The organism is Ekhidna lutea (assembly GCF_900188325.1).
Lineage (GTDB): Bacteria > Bacteroidota > Bacteroidia > Cytophagales > Cyclobacteriaceae > Ekhidna > Ekhidna lutea.
Map to the genome: position 1 here is coordinate 375005 of NZ_FZPD01000004.1, position 21946 is coordinate 396950.

Genomic DNA, 21946 nt, shown 5'->3' on the forward strand with positions numbered 1-21946 from the left:
AAACTTACTACCGCCTAGTAGTACTACAAATGTATATACATAAGCGTTTGCACCAAAACGAAATACTGAAAAAGATATAATTAAATTTCCCATCTAACGATTGTACCTGCAAACGTCAGACCGCCTCCAAATCCAATCATCAGCACTATATCTCCTTTCTTTATACCTCCATTTTTCTTAGACTTTGCAATAGCTAAGGGTATCGAAGCAGATGATGTGTTTCCGAATTCAGTTACACTTTCCGGCACCCGCTCCATTGGAAAGTCAAGTGACTTGACAATCGCTTCAATTATTCGAAGATTCGCACTATGAGGAACTATGTAGTCTATATCATCTAAGGTAAGTCCTGCTTTATCCACAAGCTCGCGAATCTTGTTTGGAATATTGCCTACTGCCCATTTAAAAACCGATCTGCCATTCTGCACAATTTTGCTGTTGGCGTTTATGCCAACCCCGTTTATACTATTCTTTTTATGACTCAAATAGAGGTCATGCCCTAAATCTCCATTTGTACCTGAATTAAAGGCTAAAAATTGCTCTGTTTCCCCAGGCTCAACCAAAGCAGCTCCTGCAGCATCACCGAATAAAATACAAGAAGTTCGATCCTCAAAGTCTGTGATTTTTGATAACGTTTCGGCACCAATCACCAATACTTTTTTATAGATTCCGGAATTCACAAAACCATGTGCCATCTGGAGGCCATAAACAAAACCCGCGCATGCAGCATAAATGTCGTTACACCCACAGTTTTCGATTCCTAGTTTGTATTGAACCCTTGAAGCAGCGTTGGGCATAGGCTGGTCTGGGGATGTTGTACAAACGACAATAAAATCAACGTCCGAAATTTCTTTTCCACTCCTATCTACGAGATCCTGAACAGCCTTTACACCAAGATCACTCGTATACTCTCCGTCTTTTGAGAAGCGTCTGGTCCTTATACCTGTTCGTGAAATTATCCACTCATCATTCGTGTCAATGAACTTTTCGAAGTAGTGGTTGTCTACGATTTTTTCAGGCACATATGTGCCAAATGCGGTAATTTGTGACATAATGAAAATTGTGGAATTTAAGTTTGAAAAAGATTAATCTATTGGGATAGTTGTCTGTTTCAAAAGCAAGTTGAAGTAGGAACTTCTTATTTCCAAAGAAGCTACTTACTTTCTTTTAACAATTTCTCAACTTCCTGTAATTCATCTCTCAACCTTGCTGCCTCCATGAAATCTAAATCTTTAGCTGCTTTCTCCATCTTTCGCTTAGTTTCATTGGCAAGTTTTGTCAACTGTTCTTTTGACATGTATGCTACCACAGGATCTGCAGCTAGCGTATGCTCTTCTTCCATGTAGTATTTCTTAGCTCCTTTTTTCTTATCGGCTACACCTGTTTGCCTTAGTATTTCCTCTCTATTCTTTTTCAGAGAAACAGGAGTGATCCCATGCTTTTCATTGTATTCCATCTGGATACCACGCCTCCTGTTAGTCTCATCGATAGCTAATTTCATAGAGCCTGTTACTTTATCGGCATACATAATCACTTTGCCTCGATCGTTCCGGGCGGCTCTACCAATCGTCTGAACAAGTGATCGCTCATTTCTCAAATAACCCTCCTTATCTGCGTCGAGAATGGCTACTAATGACACCTCAGGCAGATCAAGACCTTCCCGAAGTAAGTTTACCCCTACCAATACATCAAAAACACCCAACCTCAGTTCTCGTAAAATCTCAACCCTATCAAGTGTATCTACTTCCGAGTGGATGTAGCGAGTTTTCACTCCAGCGTTCAACAAGTATTTGGTAAGCTCCTCTGCCATACGCTTGGTTAGCGTTGTTACAAGCACCCTGTCTTCCATTTCAATCCTTTGCTGGATTTCCTCCATCAGATCATCAATCTGATTCTGACTTGGACGAACATCAATCACAGGATCTAACAATCCGGTTGGGCGAATCAGCTGCTCAATAATCACTCCCTCAGATTTGCGAAGTTCATAATCACTTGGAGTGGCGCTTACAAACACCACTTGATTAATCATATCCTCAAACTCATTGAAAGTGAGAGGTCTGTTGTCAAGTGCAGACGGCAGCCTAAATCCATAGTCTACCAAATTCACCTTTCTACTTCGGTCCCCACCCCACATGCCGCGTACTTGAGGAATTGTCACATGGCTCTCATCAATGATCATTAAGAAATCATCTGGAAAATAATCGAGTAGGCAGAATGGTCTGCTACCCGGATTCCTTCTGTCAAAATATCGTGAGTAGTTCTCCACTCCGGAGCAATAGCCAATTTCACGTATCATTTCCAGATCAAATTCAGTGCGCTCTTTCAAACGCTTAGCCTCCAGAAATCTTCTTTCATCTTCAAAAAACTGAACCTGCTCAACCATGTCATCCTGAATCTCCTTTATTGCTACCTGAAGCTGATCCTTTCCTGTTACAAATAAGTTTGCTGGAAAAATGCTTACAATCCGCTCATCTGATTGCTTTTCACCTGTTACTGGATCAATGCGTTGAATTGACTCAATCTCGTCTCCCCAAAAAATAAAACGATAAGCAAAATCCGCATAAGCAACAAAAACATCTACAGTATCTCCTTTCACACGAAAGGTTCCTCGCTTGAACTCTGCTTCAGTTCTACTGTAAAGGATATCCACTAAATCAAACAAGAATTTATTTCTGGGAATCCTATCCCCTTCCTGAACCCTGATGACATTTTTACCAAATTCCTCAGGATTGCCGATTCCGTAAATACACGAAACGGATGCCACTACAATAACATCTCTTCTGCCAGAGAGCAAGGCACTGGAGGCACTAAGCCGAAGCTTTTCTATTTCATCATTGATAGAGAGATCTTTCTCGATGTAAACGTTACTCGTAGGTATGTATGCCTCCGGCTGGTAGTAATCATAGTATGAGATAAAATACTCTACCGAATTTTCAGGAAAAAATCGCTTGAACTCCCCATAGAGTTGAGCTGCCAGTGTTTTGTTATGACTTAGAACGAGCGTTGGTTTTTGGACTTTTTCTACCACATTGGCCATTGTGAAAGTCTTTCCGGATCCTGTTACGCCAAGCAAAGTCTGAGCCGCCTCCCCTCCTTGTATTCCTTCAATTATTTGCCTTATTGCCTCCGGTTGATCGCCTGTTGGGCTGTATTCTGAAACTAGTTTAAAGTCCATTGATTATTCACTCCAAATATCCCAAGATTTTTCTGCCTGAAGCTCCAACATCTCCAAACCATTTTTAGTTTTTGCCCCGTATGATTTTCCCTTGACAAGAAAATTGGTTTCAGCAGGATTGTAAATCAGATCATAGAGATAGCTCCCTTTTTGGATGTTTTTATATGGGATGTCCGGAAAAGTATCTACGTTAGGGTGCATTCCTAGTGGAGTGGTATTAACTATGAGTTTGAAACGCGAAACAATCTCAGGATTTGCTTTTAATTGATCGTAAGTATAGTCACCTCCTCTAGTTGTTCGGCTTACCTGATTGTATGGAATGTTTAAATCTGTAAGTCCAGCCTGAATTGCCTTTGATGCACCTCCTGAACCAAGGATTAGTGCTTCACCTTTAAATTTTCCAATCCAGCCACGCAAAGACTCTCTAAAGGCCATATAATCAGAATTATATCCTATTAATTTGCCACCATTTTTGTAAATCACATTGGCAGCTCCCACCTTAATTGCACTTGCATCCAGTTTATCAAGGTATTTCACCACCTTTTCCTTATGAGGCACGGTTACATTCACACCAACCAGGTCCTTATATTTCATCCACAGGGCAGGAAATTCATTTAGGAATTCCATTTCAAAAAGATCATAAACATGATCCTTGAGCTTTAGTTTTTTAAACTTATCCTGAAAAAAACGCTGTGAAAAACTATGCCCTACCGGGTATCCTATCAATCCAAATCTCTTCATGAAAAAATAAAGTTACCATGAAATAACTAGTATAACGGAAATACAAGAACTACTCTGCCGCTCGACCATATCGCTCAAGCACAAACACCACAAGCATACCAAAAACCCCAATACAAATAGATGGTAGTAAAAGGCTTGGCTCATTGGTAAGTTGCTCATATTTCAAAGGAGAAATATTCCGAAATGTTATATCATCCGATAATTTCCAAGGCCAAATTTTATTGAGAGATCCCAGCATAAACCCAGCCAGAAGAGCCATGACAGTTCCTTTGTGACGTTGCAAAAGCCAATGGATTAACCTGGAAAATGAGAGCAGTCCCACAGCACACCCCAATCCAAAAACAAAAATCACTTTAAAATCAAAGACCTTTACTGCATTGAGTACATACTCATATTTAGCTAAGAGGATCAATATAAATGATCCGGAAATACCGGGCAGAATCATTGCACAAATGGCAATTGCTCCTGAAATAAACACAAACCACAGTTGATCAGGGCTTGATGCCGGAGTAAGCGAGGTAATCAGATATGCGACAATAGCTCCGATCAAAAATGACAGATAAGTAATGCCATTATTTTTTCTAGGCATCACATAGAATGATGAAATTAGAATCAACCCGAAAAAAAAGGACCATAGCAGGATAGGGTGATTATCCAGCAGGTAGCTAATTCCTCTGGAAAGAAGGAAAATACTCATAAATATCCCCGCAAATACTTGGACTAAAAACTGACCGTTTACATGATCCCATAGGTCTTTAAATTTTAATTTAAATGCCAATTGAGCAGCGGTTAGATCAAAAGATTTAATTGAATTAATCAGTTCTTCATAGATGCCGGTGATTAAAGCAATCGTACCTCCTGAAACACCTGGAATCAGATCAGCGCATCCCATTGCAGCACCTTTTAATACAAGTTTCGCATTTATCATTATGCGAACTTACTCAGTTCTATCCAAGTATTATAAATCAGGTTTGTTACATTTTTCACCTCACATTTTTAGGGGAGTCATTTCAGAATTATTACTAATAGAAAACTCACATCAAGAATATTATGAAAATTATCACCACACTCCTGACTGTTCTTATAGCCTTTTCTATATCGGCTCAAACGATTGACACTGACTATTCAAACCATAAGAAAAGGGCGATCAAGTTTGAATTCTTTTCACCACTAACAGGTAACTCAACTTTTGGATATGAGAACTACATCAAAGACTGGCTTTCATGGGAAGCAAAAGTTGGTTTCATTGGACTTGGTTTGGACAATAATGATATAAATCCATCTGGATTCTTGTTTAAGGGTGGTCCTAAATTCAAGCTCAATCCGGATTTCGTAACAGATGACTTAAAAGGATCGCATCTTCTCAGTGGAAAATATATCCGTCCGGAGCTAATATTTGCGCACTACACTCAAGATGAACCATATTATAATGGCACTTCTGAGTTTAATAGGGAAACATTTACCTCAGTTGGATTCCTAATTACCTATGGAAGGCAATATATCCTTGCCAATATTATGACGCTAGACTATCATATTGGTCTTGGCTATGGATGGGACAATTCAAATGATGGTAGATACAACTATGGCCACTCCAATGGAGACACCTCATTCCCTGTTGCTATTTCAGCAGGATTTACGATTGGTGTACTTATGAAGTAATTATAAAAAATGACTAAAAGTATCGCCTCTTAATCCGATTCTTATCGTTTCGAGTGGAATCACCTCATTAGGGGCGATATTTCCAAGATTAACGTTTGTACCACACAATTTAATAAACCAAACCTGTTGTGCTTTTTGAGGCGCCTCCCATAGGATTTTTTCTTCGGGGATTTGTGTAAGAATTTCTTCCACCAAACCCTGACGTACCTCACCAGAGTCTCTAAACAAACCAACGTTACCACTTTCTCGAGCTTCTCCGATTACTTTCCACGCTCCAGCTTCTAGCTCTGTTTCCATCTGCTGAATCCACTTATATGGAGGAATGATCTTAGCCGCATCCTTGGACCCCACTTCGCTGAGAACGGTCACTTGCTTTGCCAGTGTGCTTATATACTCACACTTGATATCATGATCCATCTCTATAGATCCATCCGATACCTCAGCATACTCAAGTCCAAACTCATCAAGAATTTTTTGATAATCAGCAAATTGATCCCTAGCAATGAAGGCCTCAAACAAAGTGCCTCCAAAATAGCATGGAATACCCGCCGATTTATAGAGTGCTATTTTCTCTTTTAGTTTTGGATATACATAAGATGTAGCCCATCCAAACTTGACGATATCAATGTAGTTCCCACTTGTTTCGATCAAATCTTCAACCTCTCTTAGACTTAGGCCTTTGTCCATGACCATAGTGTAGCCTTCGGTTCTTGGTTTACTTGTTCGCTCGGGTAGATTGTTAAGGTTATAATTCATTTAGGATTTTTGGTGCTTTGTAAAAACAAGCCTCAAAAATCAGAAATATTCCTTAGACGGTCAAGATTATTTATTATCCTGTCTGAACTGATCAATAATTCGGTACAGTGCTTTTTGGGTGGGCAGATTGGGAAAGAAATCGAAAAGCACTTCATGCCCTTCAAAATCTAACATCAAAGCAGTCTCCAGTCTGTTTATTGCATTTTTATAACTTCCTGACCCGATAAGATACACAACTCCTCTGTAGTACATCTCAGCATTGTCAGGACACTCATCAAGTCCCCTCTCTAATATCTCAATAGCTTGATCATAATCTCCCTGCTCATAATATACCATTGACCAGTCTAACCAAATTTTAGGATCTTCAGAATCCATTTCGCTGGCCTCTTTATAAGCATCAATGGAAGAAACAAGGTTTCCTGTTTTGTACTCCGCATCCGCTACAGCCTTCCAATAGTGAGCATTTTCAGAGTCAAGTTTTAGGGCTTTATTAAGAAAATGAATGGCCTCATACCATTTATCTTGAAGGGCCAAACAAACACCTACCCCATACCAAGCCTCATGATACATCTGGTCTAACTTAGTAGCCTTCTGATAATACTTTATTGCTAATTCAAGTTGTTGAAGTTTTTCATATGCCGCGCCAATATGGCAATAGGTTTCAGGTGAAGCCCCTTCCTGATCGTAGGTTTTTAGGTATGCCGCAAGGGCCTGATCATATTTACCCAGATTCATAAGGGCATTGCCCATGTTGAACCACGCACTGCTAAATTCATCATCTATGGCAGTGGCATATTCATATGCATCCACAGCCTCTTCAAATTTTGCTAATTTATTGTACACAATCCCAAGGTTGTACCAGGCATATTCTGAGTAAGGGTCCTGATCAATGAATTTCTGATAATACGACAGACTGCTTTTGAGCTCTCCTGACACATCAAGACAATATGCTAACTCATACAGCGCATTCTCATTAAGCATGTTAATTTCAATGGCCTGTTTATATTGCTCAGCTGCTTCTTTGTATTTTCCGAGTCCCTGATAGGCCATCCCGATGCTGAAGTAGACCTCATCTCTTTCTTCAACATTCATTAGCGCACTTTCATATGCCTCAATAGCCTCTTCAAATTCTGATAGTAAACAGTGAATAGCACCCTTTTGAAGCAGCAACTCCGGATCATTTGGCTGAATGTTCAAGGTTTCGTTAAGGAGGTCAATTGCATCATCAGACCTTTCCATTTTAACCAGAACATCAGATTTCTCAATGGTTATATCTATTGAATAAGGAAATTGTTCAAGTCCTAGTGTCGCGGCTTTAAGCGCATGATTTAACTTATCGTGTGTACCGTAGTAACAAATAATTTGAATCATAGCCTCCTCATCGAAAAAATGATTCTCCCTGTTTTTAAGGAATGCTTCAAACTTTCGAATCAACTCTCTCTCTTCCTTGCGTTTATGTTCCTCAGCCATATTAAAGCGTTAAAATTCGGTGGTTTTTATCAAAATGAATTTAGGGGAAAATGACATCAAAAACCTTAACCAAAGGCCTAAAAAGTTTTCCACACCCTCATAAAAGTTCCTGGTTTTTTAAACTTCCGTTCTTTATCAGTTTTTGGATTTCTGATGATTCCAGGCCCTTTTTCATAAATGGGATATGCGCTTGTCTATGCAAATCTGAACCTAAAAAGTCGACCAATCCCAGTTTAATTAAATACTTTCCTAATTTCTGAGGTACTGCTCCATAATACCCACCAATTGAACCTAAAGTAATTTGAAACATCACCCCAATTTCTTTTAGTTCCTCAAGCCAATTGATACTTCCTTCTAAAAACTGATATCTCTCAGGGTGAGCTAACACAGGTTGTAATCCAATTGCCATTAGGTCAAACATTGCTGACTCAAAATAGATGGGTTTATTTTGAAATGGAGCTTCCACCAAAATCATATTATCACCAAAAGAAAGTAAGGTATCTCTTGCTTTAACTTTCGCAATGAAGTTTTCATCTACATAATACTCTGCTGCTGCTTCTACTTCCATTTCAACATCACACCTTTTAAGCTCTTCCTGCAGCCTCTTAAGGCCAATCATTATTACCTCGGGGGTATTTGGATAGCGTGGATGTATATGAGGTGTGGTTACAACCTTATTTATTCCTAGCGCTGCTAATTCCCGAATCATATTGATGCTTTGGTCCATCGATTGTGAGCCATCATCAATATTTGGGATTAAATGAGAGTGGATGTCAACACTTAATGGATGTATCTTTTTCTTCCCAAAAAGAGCCATCAAAACAAATTTTTAATTCCATTGGCAACCTTCCTACGCTTCGATTCATCTTCTGTGTAATAACCATAACCGTAACCATAACCGTAACCATAACCCGGAGTTGAGTCAATTGAATTTAGAATGGTCGTCATTTTGTTAAACTGACCTGTTGATTTAAGATCATTCAACACTTTAACAAAACTTCTTTTAGAATAATCTGCCCTAACAATATAAAGTTGGATATCGCAAAGTTTCATTACCAGACGCCCATCTGTGACTAATCCTACTGGTGGAGTATCTAAAATGACAACATCATAAGATTTATTTAAATCCTTAACCATTTTTTCGAATGATGGCTGAAGAAGCAGCTCTGATGGATTGGGAGGTGTGGGTCCTGCTGAAATAAAGTAAAGGCCCTCTATTGGTGTTTTTTGAATGCTTTCTTTGATTGTGCTTTTTTCTGAAAGTATTGTACTTACTCCACTGCTTCCGCTAACTCCGCCAAATGCAAGATGAACCTTGGGTTTACGCATGTCCAGATCAACAACACATACTTTCTGACCTGTCATCGCCATTATGGCTCCCAAATTAGATGCAACGAACGTTTTTCCTTCGCCAGAAATTGTTGAGGTAACACTAATAGATTTAGAACCCTCATTTGGATGAATGAAATCCATATTCGTTCTAATTGTTCGTAGGGCTTCACTCAGTGAACTTTTTGAGTCCTTCTTTACTACTAGTGATGTTTGGTTTAATGCCTCCTTAGAATAATGTGGAATAGCACCCAGTACAGGCACATTTACCAGTTTCTCAAGCTCACGAACTCCGGCTACTTTGTTATGAGCCAGGTATCTAATTAAAAGAAAAACAATACTTAGCATTGAGCCAATCATAAATCCAGCCCCGATTATAAGTCCTTTTTGCGGCTTGATCGGAGCGGATGGCAGAGATGCTGGCGAAAGGATAACATTCTTTGTTACTGTACCTGCTCTGGTTATTTCTAACTCCATTTTTGAAGTCTGCAGTTGTAGCATAAATTCTTCCTGAAGATCATAAACCCTTCTATTCTTTCCATATTCTGTACCCATTGAAGGTAGCTGTGACAAGTTGCCTTCAAGAATATTCCGTCTGCGATCAATTTGTAATAACCGATCGCTTAAGGTGCCGTCATAAGAATCAAGTAAATCAGTTAGTAGTTTCTTTGATTTATCTAATTGAGTATCTAGTTGCTCAATTACAAATGAGGTTTCATTGTAGGAAGCTAGTTTTAGTTCGCGCTCTTGTTGAAGTTCAGAATATTCGTTAATTGATTCGGAAAGTGATTTTGGTAGTTGCTCTAAAAGTAGTGGATTAACCACAATAGCCCCCTTAGCACTTACTTGATTCTGAATGAGGTTCAAATCATTGATATTTCTTCTTAAATCATAGCGTTGCGAGTCTAAAATCGCCAATTGCTCGATAGTCCTATTCAGATCTGCACTTAAATTGGTCGTTCTGTTTTCAATAGTGAATTGCTCAAAGTAGTCTTCATACTCTGACAATTTTTGCTCTGTACTCTCAATCTGGGAGTCAAGAAAAGATATTTTCTGTTCAATAGCTACATTTTTGACCTCTCTCGTATAATCCAGATACAAAGAATCAATTAAATCGACCAGGTCTCTGGCTTTATATTTATTGAAATCTGAGTACGAGATTCGGATGGTCTTTGCGTTAAAGTTTTCAGGCAATACATCAAGATTGCTTTGAAGCTCATTAACTAAAGCATCCCGGCTGCTGATTATAAAAAAGTATTTGTTATCATCAGAAGGATCAAATGAGTCTGTTCGCTCAACTAGAAGGTTAAAATCCTTTGTTTTAATCTCTTCTCCAAATGAATAGGTTTCATTTACCTCTTGCCCGTTTTTTAAATAGGTAAGGATAAATGAATCTTCTGCACCAAATCGAATATCAAATGGAGTATCAAAATAAGATGTATTATGAATTTTATGAGATACTATGAATGGTGAATTTCGATATCTCTCATCAGTTAGGTAACGTCCGTAAACATGGTATGATACATCCATTTTAGCTGCCTCAGCTACTCGAGAAAGAAAAAGCTTTGATTTAATAAGCTCAATCTCTCCGGATATTTCATTCCTTTCCTGTGTATTCACAACTTCGACCAGCCCAAGTACATTTGCTTCGCTTTCAAATTCCAGCTTAACTATGGATGATGAACTATAAACAGGTTTTGTATAGCGTACGTAAACATATGCAAGAGAGGTCGTCAATAGTACAAATGCTATCATCCAGAATTTGCTACGTTTAAGTACGTACCAAAATCTCTCCAGATCAAATGATTCAAAAAAGTCTTTTTCCGACTCGATGTGTTGGTTGTTTGGCGGTAAATTATTTTCCATCACAAATTCTGAACTACAACAATTAAAGTGAGTACGCTGGAAACAAGACTAAGTGCCGGAGAAACATCTCTCAGGGTTTCAAGCCAAGGTCGTCTCCACGGTTCAATGTAAATAATATCGCCAGGCTCGACGATCATATTAGTCTTCTTCATTCCACTAATAGTTGCCAGGTTAATCTGATACACATCATCACCTCTTACCAATCTAATATTTTGTGCCTTTGAGCCCAAATCAAGACCCTCCGCAGAAGCCAAAACTTCCACAAGGTTGGTATTTTCATTTTGCAGTGGAATGACCTTTCCACCCGGAGCTCCCAAAACAAAAACCCTCCTATTAGTGATTCTCAATTTGACAAAAGAGCCCTTATACACATCATCAAATTTTTCCGCCACCTTATTTTCGGCTGCAAACAAAGTCATACCAGCTAATTCAATATTTCCAATCATCGGAAATGTGACAATTCCATCTGACTGAATAACATACTGGAATCTATCTTTGAACTGTTGCTGCTGTTGTGCTGGACCGGATACTAGTTCGAGATTTGGATCAATTAAACGCTCTCCATTATGGGTGAATACATCAAGCAAAAGAATATCATTTCTCTTTAACTCATAATTCCCCTCAACTTCATCAGTAACCTTTGAAAGGTCCTCCTCCGTAAATTCGTCATCAAAACGAAACATGATGTCTTGTTTATAGGCCTTACAGCTACTTAAAACAGCGATTAAAATAATAAATACTAAACGGTTCACAGATAAGTGTTTATAAGTCGTAAAAATAGAAGAAATATTCTATGACAGCCCGATGATTCGACGTATTGTCTGATCATACATGTCAATAACAATATTTTCATCAAACCGCTCTTCCACTAACTTACGAGAGTTCTTGCCAAGTTGCCTTCTTTCTTCATCATTTAGTGAAAGTAATAGCTTGATTTTATCAACAAGGCTTTTAGCATTCTTGGCTTCAAATAGGAATCCATTATGGCCATCCTTCACAACTTCACGACACCCTGGCACATCTGTTGTTAAAATAGGTTTGGCTAAAGCTGCTCCCTCCAATAACGTGCGTGGAGTACCTTCCCGATATGAAGGCAAAACCACAACATCATGCGCAGAAATTATTCGCTTTATTTCATCGGAATGTGAGTAATACTGAATCCAACCATTTCTTTGCCAACTATCCAACTCATTCTGAGTAATAGACCGGCTATGCTTTTGATCAAATTTGCCTATTAAGGTAAAGCTTACCCTGTCATCATCACTAAAGGTTGATGCCGCTTCTGCATATTCTCTTACTCCTTTTTCAATGATAACTCTCGATATCATTAAAAGCTTAAGAGGCTTAGCTTCTTTAAATTCTTCAGGTGCGAAATCATTTAAATCTATCCCAGATCCGGGCAAAACGCCTACCCTATCATCTTTAAGATGGATGATGCTTGTAAAGAAGTTCTTATCATCCTCATTTTGAAAAAAAACATAGCTGGAGTATCTGAACGCAAGCTTATAAAGTTTCACAGCCAGTTTGCCAATCAATCCTTCCACCAAAAAAACGGTTCCTAATCCGCTTACATTACAAATGACGGGAACTGATGTAAACTTACCAGCAAGCGAACTATAGATATTTGACTTTATCGTGTATGACAATGCTATATCGGGCTTTTCCCTTCTAAAAATCTTATGAATTTTACCGAAATAGGAAAAATCTTTAACAGGATTGGATCCGGTACTATCTAATGAAATGAGTATACACCTTACTCCCCAGTCTTCCAGATAAGCAGTGTATTCATCCTGAGGAGCTAAAACAATCACTTCATCACCCTTAGAAAGAAAGTGATGAACCAGGCCTTTCCTAAAATTGTAGATATTCCAACAAGTATTGGCAATAAAAGCAATCTTCACCTTGTAAACGCTTTGAATAGCAAACTTTTGTAAGCTATGTTTTATTGAGCAAACTTTGCATAAGAATATGATCGAAACTGCAAAAAAGAATGAACGAGGCATCCTCGTTGCTTTAGGTTCAAAATCTGAGTCTGATGAACGATTGGAAGAAATGATGGATGAGCTGGCTTTTCTATCCCAAACGCTTCAAATAGAGATTTTAGGGAAATTCACCCAAAAACTTGAACACCCTGACCCAAGAACTTTCGTGGGAAAAGGAAAGCTTGAAGAAATTAAAACGATGTGCACGGTTGACAAAGTCGATGTTGTTGTTTTTGACGATGACCTATCTCCTTCGCAGCTCAGAAACCTAGAAAAAGAACTAAAGGTCAAGATTTATGATCGAAGCTTGCTCATTCTTGACATATTTCTTAAAAGAGCGAAAACAGCACAAGCAAAAACTCAAGTAGAGTTAGCGAGGTATCAATACTTACTTCCTCGATTGACAAGAATGTGGACACACTTAGAACGACAAAGAGGAGGAACAGGAACCCGTGGTGGTGCTGGTGAGAAAGAGATTGAAACGGATAGAAGGATCATTCGTGATCAAATCAATGTCTTAAAGAAGAAACTGGAAAAGATTGAGAAGCAGTCTAATACCCAGCGAAAATCACGGGATGGAATTGTAAGAGTCGCACTAGTGGGATATACAAACGCTGGAAAATCCACACTTATGAAAATCCTAAGCAAGGAAAAGGTCTATGCTAAGGATGAGCTTTTCGCTACAGTTGATTCCACGGTAAGAAAAGTTGTTCTGAATAATATTCCTTTCCTTTTATCCGATACCGTCGGTTTCATCAGAAAATTACCACATTCACTCATCGAGTCTTTTAAGTCTACGCTTGCGGAGGTCATGGAAGCTGATATTTTACTCCATGTGGTAGATGCTTCTAATCCTTCACATGAAGATCATATGAAAGTAGTGGATGAAACATTGGCTGAAATCGGTGCTGGAGAAATCAATACTATCAAGGTTCTGAATAAAATTGATAAAACGGAAGAGCCAATTGCCAAAAATGGAAACGGCCTCTCCATCCAAATAAGTGCAAAAACTGGAAAAGGAATCCCCGAACTTCGTGAATTACTCACACAAGAAGTGAAAAAGGTACATATGAAAATCTATCCTCATTTTATGCAACAAGAAATCTATTAATTAGAGGCATGACAAAATGACCTAAAGCTCTCATTTCGCTCTCAAAAAACAAGCCTTTGGAAGGAATTTTGATTGGTCGATTTTTTATAAAAAGGAGGTTAAAATGGGAAAACTAGCTTTAGGATTAACATTAATAGTAATTGTTATTACGGTCTTCTTTATAGCGCTTATGACAATCTTGGGTATTGTTGAAGAGAAAGATCTGAAACAACTTAAAAAGGTTATTGCACAGCCAAATCAAAGAAGAACAAGAAATGTGGATAAAAATAAGCTACCATTTCAATAGACTTTTCTTAGAGGTAAACTTTTATATTTTTGTCATGCCTACTCATGGGATGATATAAGTCTTCTAGACTTTTGATTTAGACGGTTTTTTGCTCCAGTTAGGTCAATATCATCAAACATGGCCTCTTAGTTCAAGGGATAGAATAGGCGTTTCCTAAACGCTTGATCCAGGTTCGAGTCCTGGAGAGGCTACTTTTTCTATCTAAACTTCTCAAAATAAAATTCATTTTCTCATATTGAGAAACCCCGCAAATTACTCATCGAACAAATTCGCTCGTTCGTCAATGTATTAGGTGTTTTCATCCCATTGGCACAGCCTTGGCAACAATGGTGGTCACAGGAATAAAAAAATGTAGAACACTTAAAATCATTTATATCATGAAAAAGTTAAGATTAACATCGAAATTATTAGGCATTGCGTTGCTTACCAGTTTATTCGCATGTGGCGATGGAAGTTCTGAAGTATCTTCCAACGGTAAAGCAAGTGTTGCAGTAACAGATGCAACAGTAGATGCAGAAAATGTAAATAGCGTGAATCTTTCCGTAAGCGAAGTTCGAGCAACTGCTGACGGAGAGTCTAGAACAATTGCTACGTTCAATTCTCCTAAAACGTTTAACCTGATGGCATATCAAAATGGCGAAACGTATTTCTTAGGTGAAGGAGACGTTGAAGCAGGTACTTATTCAGACGTTAGATTTATTCTTTCTGGCGCATCAGATTCTTATGTAGAAATGAAAGATGGGTCGAGAAAAGATTTGATCATTGAAAATGCCACTACAACTGGATATCAAATCAATGGAACATTTGACGTTGCAGCGAATAGCACAACCAATCTTGTTGCAGATATCGATTTGAGAAAAGCGCTTGTTACGCAAGCTCAAAACAGTTCTGAGACTTCATTTAAGCTAAGATCAACTGCGCGTGTAGTAGTTGAAGATGCTACAGGTGAAATCAAAGGATCAGTTGAAGGGCAAGCAAATTCGTCTGAAAGACTTGTAGTGTATGCCTATAAGAAAGGATCTTTCTCTGCTTCAGAAGAAGATGCTCCAGCAGAAGGTAGAACCAGATATGAAGGGTCTATTAACTCTGCGGTAGTTGCTGAAGATGGATCGTATACACTTGCCTTTATGGAAGAAGGAGATTATGAAATCATTGTTGCTTCATATTCAAATACAGACGATGATGAAGATCTTGAATTCCAGGGACGAGTTGAATCAGAACTTCTGATTGACGGTTCGCTTTTCAACACACTTAGTGTGACTTCAAATACAACAGTGAACGCTAACATCATGTTGAAATAATATTCATACTATTAAAAAGGGGCCTTTGCCCCTTTTTTTTGTTACCATAACTCTTTCCACCTTTGTCTAAAAAAACATCTTTGAAAAGAAGTCGATTCCCTTATATACTGGGCACGTCACTTTTGGTACTTACCATAGGTGCTTCGTTCCTGGGTTTTTTTGCTTATACGAATCTGAACCAGATTATTGGCACCCTGGAAGATGAAGCTAAGCCGCGAGTAAACCTTCTATTACTGAACAATATCTCTATGGAACTTCAGAAAGTGGAGTACGCAATGGAGCGATATGTTTATACGAATGAAGAAAGACATATGATTGAGTTTCGTGAAAGCATTGCTTCATCAGTTCAAATTCTGGATACCCTTAAAAAACAAAACAACGAACCAATAATTCTAAATTCTCTCGATTCACTTCAGGATCTCATATTAAATAAAGGCACTATTCTATCACAGGTCGCTGACCTTGATTATGAGTCAATGGAGGAAACCTTCGCCAATTTAAAATTGCAACTAAATGACATTCAGACTAAAACAATCTTAGAGGATACCTTACTGAGAAAGAAAAGAGGATTTTTACAAAATTTATTTGGTAAAAAAGAGGAAGTAATCTCTTCAGATACAATTGACATTTATGGATCCGATGAATATCAAAATATCATTAACTCACAGTTAGACTCTATAGCTAGTCGCTCACAAAGACAAGCTTACACGCAGAAACTAAAAGAGTTTACACTGCAACAAGATCACCAGGATATTCAAGCAAGGATTACAGCGCTACTAGCTACAATGGAAAAATGGGAGATTGACCGAATAAGAAGTCAAGCTACCAACGCCCAAGGTATTGCCCGACATACAAACAAATATGTGACAATGTTTAGTGTAGCTGTGCCGCTTCTCTTACTAATCACCTTTACAGTATTGATTATTTATATCATGCGTACTAAAAAACATCAGGAGGCGCTTGATTCATCAAGAAAAAACGCATTAAAACTTGCAAAGGAAAAAGAGCAATTCCTGGCTAATATGAGCCATGAAATTCGAACTCCAATGAATGCCATTAGTGGTTTTGCCAAAATTCTATTAAAAGGAAACCTTAATGAAGAACAGTATGACTATATCAGAATCATTGATAAATCCACAAAGCATCTCACACATATCTTGAATGATGTACTTGATTTTTCAAAACTCCAAAGTGGTAAAATCAAGTTAGAATCAAAACCTTTCAATCCTACAGAGTTACTTGAGGATACGCTTCGATTAGTGGAGGATAAAGCCGAAGAAAAAAATCTTCGACTAGAATTTGAAACGCAAGACTTACCAGAAATAGTAGTCGGTGACCCATACCGGCTCAGACAAATACTGCTAAATCTGGTGTATAATGGTATAAAGTTTACTGAAAAAGGAGGAGTCTATGTTTCAGCTCGAAAAGAAAAATCGTCTAAAGGTGGTGTTCGGTTAGCATTTGAAGTGATGGATACTGGTATAGGAATACCTTTAAACAGGCAAAAACATATTTTCAATGAATTCGAGCAAGTAAACAGAGAGGACAAGCGAAAAGGAACAGGGCTTGGACTCTCCATCACCAAAAAACTTGTTTCAATACATCGTGGCAAAATCAAAGTAGACAGTGAAGAAGGAAGGGGAACAACTTTTAAGGTAGAGCTTCCCTATAGATTATCTGACCAAGCACCAGCAGAAGACATTTCCAATAGCGAAGAACCTGTACTGCAGAAAATGCATATTCTTATAGCAGACGATGAAGAATTTAACAGGAAGTTATTGATGGCCATTTTTAAGGAACATGACATCTCATATGATATTGCTGTAGATGGAGCAGAAGCCTATGAACTCATGAGTACAACTGATTACGATGTGATATTAATGGACTTTAGAATGCCAAAAATGACTGGTCCTCAAGTAGCAGAAAAAATCAGATCAGAACTAAACAAAAATCATACTACCCCGATTATTGGACTAACAGCTACTGTCTCTGATCATGATATGAAAATGGCAAAGGAATCCGGAATCAGTGAAGTACTCAGAAAACCATTTGATACGGATGAGCTACTAAATATTATTAAAAACAGCTATACATTGGATGAGCAAGCTAGTAATACACCTAGTCCTCAACCCTTTGATTTGAAATCACTTAAAAACATGGGGGATGATGAGTTTGTAAAGGATATGGTGGAGACTTTTATCTCAAGTACAAAGGAAAATTTACGCGAGCTTGACAAATGCTACAATCAAAAAGATTGGCAGCAGACTGCAGAAGTACTTCATAAGATTATAGCCCCAGCAAGACACCTAAAGGCTGAAAGTCTTGTTAAAATACTAAAATCACATGAACTCGAAGCAAGAGATGGAAAGGCCATCTCTTCACTGGAATATGAAAAGATCAAGTCATCCATCCAGGCTTTGGTTGATTCCCTTCAATTACATTTACACCAAAAAAATCAATAAATGAGTGAGCAGTCTTTTCAAATTTTTGTCGTCGAAGACGATGATTGGTACAGAAAACTACTGGTCCACACACTTTCGCTCAACCCGGACCATTCTGTAAAAGCGTTTGCGGATGGTGAGTCCATGCTCAAGGAACTAAAAAACAAGCCTCAGCTAGTTACATTAGATTTCAGGCTACCGGACTACAGTGGGTCTGAGCTTTTTGATAAAATAAAATCTGTAGATCCCGAAATAGAGGTCATCATCATCTCTGAACAGCAAGATATTGAGACAGCAATCAATCTGCTGAAGAAAGGAGCTTATGATTACCTCACAAAGACCGACGACATCAGGGATAGACTAATCCACGTTCTCAATAAGCTGGGAAAAAATAAAAAGCTGGAGGCTAAAGTAGAGTCTTTGCAGCAGGAAGTTGAAAAAAAATATGAATTCCAATCCAACATTATTGGTCAAAGCGCCGGCATCAAAAAGGTATTCCGACTGATCGAAAAAGCAATCACCACTAATATTACTGTGATGATTACCGGAGAAACCGGCACAGGGAAGGAGGTAGTTGCAAAATCCATACACTATAATGGAAAACAAAAGTCAAAACCATTTGTGCCTGTGAACATGAGTGCGATTCCAAAAGATCTGGTTGAAAGTGAATTATTCGGACATGAAAAAGGCTCATTTACCGGTGCTACAGGAAAGCACATAGGCAAATTTGAGCAAGCTCAAGGCGGTACCTTATTTCTAGATGAAATCGGTGAAATGGATATTTCACTACAAGCCAAACTTCTGAGGGCACTTCAGGAAAAAGAAATTACGCGTGTTGGTGGCTCATCACCTATAAAGGTTGATTGCAGAGTTATAGTCGCGACACACCGAAACCTCCAAAAAGAGGTAAAGGAAGGTAATTTCAGAGAAGACTTATATTATAGACTATTTGGACTGCCAATTGAACTACCTCCTTTGAGAGAACGCGATAAGGATGTGATAATTTTAGCCAAACACTTCGCTGAAGCATTCGCAAAAGAAAATGATCAGGAAATAAAGTCTTTTACAAAGGATACCCTTCAAAAACTTATGAATTACAGCTTCCCTGGAAATATCAGGGAGTTAAAGTCAATAGTTGAATTAGCGATGGTGATGGCTGATGGAAATGAAATAAGTCCTGATGACATCACATTTGCTCAAAAAGATGTACTTGCTGATGTGCTAACGGAGGAAATGAGCATGAAGGAGTATCAGATGAGGATCATTCACTTATATCTAAAAAAGTATAGTGAAGACATTAAAATGGTGGCTGACAAATTAGATATCGGTCAATCCACCATTTACAGGCTACTCAAAGAAGAAAAAGAATCCTCCCAATAGGAGATAATTTCTCAAATCGAGAAAAAATAAATTTTAAATAAATTCTTAACTATTTGATTATCTGATAGTTACAATAAAGGCACGTTGATTGACATTTCATAGTCGGAATAAAACGAATGACGACTATGAAACTTATAAAATCAATATCTATTCTAACATTGAGTTTACTGCTGATGCACCCATTAAGTGCGCAGCTAAAGACCGGAACAACTTATAATACAGCAGTCGGTGTGAGAGGGCTTGGAACATCAGGCCTTACAATCAAACATTTTACAGGAGCGAATAAAGCACTGGAAGGCATTGTTGGATTCTATCCAAATGCATTTTCAGCTACGCTTTTAGTAGAAAGATATGCACCAGCATTTTCTGAACCTGGACTCAACTGGTATTATGGTATAGGAGGTCACATAGCTACTCAATCTGATGTGATTCGAAACGATGGACTATACCGAAGAGAAACGTCTGAAGTAGGTCTCGGAATTGACGGAATATTTGGTATTGAATATAAAATTCAGGAAGTGCCTATAGCCATGAGCTTGGATTTCAAACCATTCTTTGAAGTGGCCACTGATGGCGATGCATTTATCGCTCTTGACCCTGGCTTAGGTATTAAGGTAACCTTTTAATAAAAACATTATGGAACTGATAGCTCTGGCGTATATCATTCTCGGAATTACGGTTTGCACCATTGCACATTTAAGTGCCTACGGAGAAACCTATGCAGAACGTGTACCGGTAATATTCAGACTAAACAGTTTAAAAAGGTGGCTGAAATCAATTTTAAACCTAGTGAAAATCTAAAATAACAATATTATGAAAACGAAAACTAAAAACATATTGGCTGTGGTAATAGGCCTGGCCATTACTGCAGGACTTGCAGCAGTGTTTATATCCATGCAAGAAGAAAAAGAAGAACTGACCGTACAGTCAATCCAACTGGAAGAAGAGTTACAGGAGCGTGATTCCGCTTACAATGAAATCATTGACATCATGTACGGAGTAGAAAGTAAAATCGAAAAGATTAAGCAGAGAGAAAGTCTTCTTTCTGAAGTAAGTGCAAGTGATGATTTTACCAAAGCTGATAAAAAACAAATGGTAAAAGACATGAGTATGATCGATAGCCTAATCATTGAAACCAATGAAACAGTTGCGCGGTTAGTCTCTAAGCTTGACAATGCTAATATCAATCTGAACTCATTTAAGAATCGTGTCAATAAGCTCTCTCGAGAGCTAGAGGATCGTAAAAAATCCATTGCTTCTCTAAGGGGTGAGCTAAAGGAGAAAGATGTACAGATTGCCAATTTAAATACGGACATCAAATCCCTTGAATACAGAGTGGACACTCAGGACGAGACGATTGATACACAAATGAATAAGATCAATCTTCAACAAGAGAAATTGAACAAGGCATTTTTTGCGATAGGAACCGAAAAGTCACTTGTTGAAGATGGGCTTGTCTCTAAAGAAGGTGGCTTCCTTTGGTTTGGTAAAACAAATGAACTAGACCCGGATGCTGCTAAAGAAAAATTTAGTGAGATCGACATCAGAACTACAAACCGACTGATTGTGGATGCTGAAAAAGTAGATCTGATTACTGAACACCCATCTGACTCTTATGAGATTGTAAAAGATGGAGAAATAATAAAATACATAAACATTAAAAACCCGGACAAGTTCTGGGAAATATCAAAATACCTGGTTGTAGCCGTTAAAAGCTAGGATCAGTTATGGGTTGTGGTGACTCAACGGGTCCGCGAACAGCGGGCCCTATTTTTCACAAATCAGATGGAATAAAACAATACAATTATGAAAACTAAAGCATTAATTCTAAGCATACTTTTAATCGCATCAGGAACAATCATGGCCCAAAGAAGTGGTCTTAAAGGCGGGGCAAACTTTGCCAACCTTTATGTAGATGATGTGAGTGATGAAAACATGAAAATAGGTTTGAATCTTGGTCTTTGGCATCAGGCTGCAAATGAATCATTTCAGGCTGAGCTAAACTATTCAAACAAAGGAGCAGAAGTCATTTATGATGGTGCACTAGGTAGTGGTAAATACAGATACAATCTGAATTATCTTGAGATGCCTCTATTATTTGTTGGTCATGTTGGTGATTTCAATCTGCACGTTGGCCCATATTTAGGTTTTCTTGTTGGAGTAAACATTAAAGATGTAGACTCCAATGGTAATGTAAATGGAGTGGCTCAGCTAGACAGAGATGATTTCAACACATTTGACTATGGGTTGTCCGGGGGAGCTGCTATTGAATTTGACGCAAGTCAAATTGGCTTAAGATACAACTATGGACTGAGGGAAATAGGCAAGTCTGGATCCTTTGCTGGTGAAGCCGCCAATAACGCAAAGAATTCGGTGTTTCAGCTTTATGTAGCACTTGACTTTTAAGGCTTGTTTTATTCCTCACCTGAAAAGCCTTCCCGAGTTTCGGGAG

The 21946-nt window shown here is 38.4% G+C and carries 20 protein-coding genes and 1 tRNA gene; 11 read left to right on the forward strand and 10 right to left on the reverse strand.

The window, feature by feature from the left end:
• Nucleotides 1-80: 80 nt before the first annotated feature.
• The 4 genes from CHB71_RS12765 to CHB71_RS12780 all read right to left on the reverse strand — a co-directional run bounded on the left by CHB71_RS12765 (nt 81) and on the right by CHB71_RS12780 (nt 4841).
• Nucleotides 81-1049: a ketoacyl-ACP synthase III gene (locus CHB71_RS12765; RefSeq protein ID WP_089357311.1), complete on the reverse strand. Its 969-nt coding sequence runs from the start codon at nt 1047-1049 to the stop codon at nt 81-83.
• A gap of 101 nt (nt 1050-1150) precedes the next feature.
• Nucleotides 1151-3172, reverse strand: coding sequence for an excinuclease ABC subunit UvrB (gene uvrB / locus CHB71_RS12770; protein WP_089357312.1), 2022 nt, complete (start codon nt 3170-3172; stop codon nt 1151-1153).
• 3 nt (nt 3173-3175) lie between these two features.
• A complete protein-coding gene (locus CHB71_RS12775; RefSeq protein WP_089357313.1) occupies nt 3176-3913 on the reverse strand; it encodes a shikimate dehydrogenase family protein in 738 nt (245 codons plus the stop codon).
• Between the two features lie 49 nt (nt 3914-3962).
• The gene (locus tag CHB71_RS12780; RefSeq protein ID WP_221406724.1) at nt 3963-4841 is read right to left on the reverse strand and encodes a DUF368 domain-containing protein; all 879 of its coding nucleotides are present in this window, start codon (nt 4839-4841) and stop codon (nt 3963-3965) included.
• A gap of 122 nt (nt 4842-4963) precedes the next feature.
• Here CHB71_RS12780 and CHB71_RS12785 point away from each other — a divergent pair, with 122 nt between their 5' ends.
• Nucleotides 4964-5572 carry a DUF3575 domain-containing protein gene (locus tag CHB71_RS12785; protein ID WP_089357314.1) on the forward strand — a complete coding sequence of 203 codons (609 nt, stop codon included), beginning with the start codon at nt 4964-4966 and terminating at the stop codon, nt 5570-5572.
• On the opposite strand, the gene CHB71_RS12790 is transcribed toward CHB71_RS12785, so the two are convergent.
• From CHB71_RS12790 to CHB71_RS12815, 6 genes are all read right to left on the reverse strand, one after another.
• On the reverse strand, nt 5573-6328 hold the full coding sequence (locus CHB71_RS12790; protein WP_089357315.1) for a phosphosulfolactate synthase: 756 nt from the start codon (nt 6326-6328) through the stop codon (nt 5573-5575).
• 66 nt (nt 6329-6394) lie between these two features.
• Nucleotides 6395-7798, reverse strand: coding sequence for a tetratricopeptide repeat protein (locus CHB71_RS12795; RefSeq protein ID WP_089357316.1), 1404 nt, complete (start codon nt 7796-7798; stop codon nt 6395-6397).
• A gap of 97 nt (nt 7799-7895) precedes the next feature.
• Nucleotides 7896-8615, reverse strand: coding sequence for a tyrosine-protein phosphatase (locus CHB71_RS12800; protein WP_089357317.1), 720 nt, complete (start codon nt 8613-8615; stop codon nt 7896-7898).
• Nucleotides 8615-10993, reverse strand: coding sequence for a GumC family protein (locus CHB71_RS12805; RefSeq protein ID WP_089357318.1), 2379 nt, complete (start codon nt 10991-10993; stop codon nt 8615-8617). Before CHB71_RS12805 ends, CHB71_RS12800 begins: the two co-directional genes overlap by 1 nt.
• Nucleotides 10993-11745 (reverse strand): polysaccharide biosynthesis/export family protein, encoded by a 753-nt coding sequence (locus tag CHB71_RS12810; RefSeq protein ID WP_144017417.1) that lies wholly within the window; start codon nt 11743-11745, stop codon nt 10993-10995. The genes CHB71_RS12805 and CHB71_RS12810 overlap by 1 nt, the downstream gene beginning before the upstream one ends.
• 39 nt (nt 11746-11784) lie before the next feature.
• Nucleotides 11785-12894, reverse strand: coding sequence for a glycosyltransferase family 4 protein (locus CHB71_RS12815; protein ID WP_179213413.1), 1110 nt, complete (start codon nt 12892-12894; stop codon nt 11785-11787).
• Nucleotides 12895-12961: 67 nt separating this feature from the next.
• On the opposite strand from CHB71_RS12815, the gene hflX reads away from it, so the two are divergent.
• From hflX to CHB71_RS12860, 10 genes are all read left to right on the forward strand, one after another.
• On the forward strand, nt 12962-14086 hold the full coding sequence (gene hflX, locus CHB71_RS12820; RefSeq protein ID WP_089357321.1) for a GTPase HflX: 1125 nt from the start codon (nt 12962-12964) through the stop codon (nt 14084-14086).
• 103 nt (nt 14087-14189) lie between these two features.
• Complete coding sequence (locus CHB71_RS12825; RefSeq protein ID WP_089357322.1) at nt 14190-14372, forward strand: hypothetical protein; 183 nt, start codon at nt 14190-14192, stop codon at nt 14370-14372.
• A 119-nt stretch (nt 14373-14491) separates the two neighbouring features.
• A tRNA-Arg gene (locus CHB71_RS12830) sits at nt 14492-14563 on the forward strand.
• Between the two features lie 186 nt (nt 14564-14749).
• The gene (locus CHB71_RS12835) at nt 14750-15673 is read left to right on the forward strand and encodes a DUF4382 domain-containing protein (protein ID WP_179213414.1); all 924 of its coding nucleotides are present in this window, start codon (nt 14750-14752) and stop codon (nt 15671-15673) included.
• An 80-nt stretch (nt 15674-15753) separates the two neighbouring features.
• Nucleotides 15754-18135 carry an ATP-binding protein gene (locus tag CHB71_RS12840; protein WP_144017418.1) on the forward strand — a complete coding sequence of 794 codons (2382 nt, stop codon included), beginning with the start codon at nt 15754-15756 and terminating at the stop codon, nt 18133-18135.
• Nucleotides 18136-19494, forward strand: a complete 1359-nt coding sequence (locus CHB71_RS12845; protein ID WP_089357325.1) for a sigma-54-dependent transcriptional regulator — start codon at nt 18136-18138, stop codon at nt 19492-19494.
• 125 nt (nt 19495-19619) lie between these two features.
• On the forward strand, nt 19620-20120 hold the full coding sequence (locus CHB71_RS12850) for a hypothetical protein (protein WP_089357326.1): 501 nt from the start codon (nt 19620-19622) through the stop codon (nt 20118-20120).
• A 10-nt stretch (nt 20121-20130) separates the two neighbouring features.
• Entirely contained in the window at nt 20131-20295 is a 165-nt protein-coding gene (locus tag CHB71_RS18840; RefSeq protein WP_179213415.1) for a hypothetical protein, read from the forward strand.
• A 12-nt stretch (nt 20296-20307) separates the two neighbouring features.
• Nucleotides 20308-21213, forward strand: a complete 906-nt coding sequence (locus CHB71_RS12855; protein ID WP_089357327.1) for a Cbp1 family collagen-binding glycoprotein adhesin — start codon at nt 20308-20310, stop codon at nt 21211-21213.
• 87 nt (nt 21214-21300) lie between these two features.
• Entirely contained in the window at nt 21301-21900 is a 600-nt protein-coding gene (locus tag CHB71_RS12860) for a porin family protein (protein ID WP_089357328.1), read from the forward strand.
• The last annotated feature ends 46 nt before the right edge of the window (nt 21901-21946 follow it).

Coding starts and splice junctions, on each gene's coding strand:
- CHB71_RS12795 (WP_089357316.1), bottom strand. CDS start 7,798: ATGGCTGAGGAACATAAACGCAAGGAAGAGAGAGAGTTGATTCGAAAG.
- CHB71_RS12775 (WP_089357313.1), bottom strand. CDS start 3,913: ATGAAGAGATTTGGATTGATAGGATACCCGGTAGGGCATAGTTTTTCA.
- CHB71_RS12835 (WP_179213414.1), top strand. CDS start 14,750: ATGAAAAAGTTAAGATTAACATCGAAATTATTAGGCATTGCGTTGCTT.
- CHB71_RS12850 (WP_089357326.1), top strand. CDS start 19,620: ATGAAACTTATAAAATCAATATCTATTCTAACATTGAGTTTACTGCTG.
- CHB71_RS18840 (WP_179213415.1), top strand. CDS start 20,131: ATGGAACTGATAGCTCTGGCGTATATCATTCTCGGAATTACGGTTTGC.
- CHB71_RS12765 (WP_089357311.1), bottom strand. CDS start 1,049: ATGTCACAAATTACCGCATTTGGCACATATGTGCCTGAAAAAATCGTA.
- CHB71_RS12845 (WP_089357325.1), top strand. CDS start 18,136: ATGAGTGAGCAGTCTTTTCAAATTTTTGTCGTCGAAGACGATGATTGG.
- CHB71_RS12825 (WP_089357322.1), top strand. CDS start 14,190: ATGGGAAAACTAGCTTTAGGATTAACATTAATAGTAATTGTTATTACG.
- hflX (WP_089357321.1), top strand. CDS start 12,962: ATGATCGAAACTGCAAAAAAGAATGAACGAGGCATCCTCGTTGCTTTA.
- CHB71_RS12790 (WP_089357315.1), bottom strand. CDS start 6,328: ATGAATTATAACCTTAACAATCTACCCGAGCGAACAAGTAAACCAAGA.
- CHB71_RS12805 (WP_089357318.1), bottom strand. CDS start 10,993: ATGGAAAATAATTTACCGCCAAACAACCAACACATCGAGTCGGAAAAA.
- CHB71_RS12860 (WP_089357328.1), top strand. CDS start 21,301: ATGAAAACTAAAGCATTAATTCTAAGCATACTTTTAATCGCATCAGGA.
- CHB71_RS12780 (WP_221406724.1), bottom strand. CDS start 4,841: ATGATAAATGCGAAACTTGTATTAAAAGGTGCTGCAATGGGATGCGCT.
- CHB71_RS12855 (WP_089357327.1), top strand. CDS start 20,308: ATGAAAACGAAAACTAAAAACATATTGGCTGTGGTAATAGGCCTGGCC.
- CHB71_RS12785 (WP_089357314.1), top strand. CDS start 4,964: ATGAAAATTATCACCACACTCCTGACTGTTCTTATAGCCTTTTCTATA.
- CHB71_RS12800 (WP_089357317.1), bottom strand. CDS start 8,615: ATGGCTCTTTTTGGGAAGAAAAAGATACATCCATTAAGTGTTGACATC.
- uvrB (WP_089357312.1), bottom strand. CDS start 3,172: ATGGACTTTAAACTAGTTTCAGAATACAGCCCAACAGGCGATCAACCG.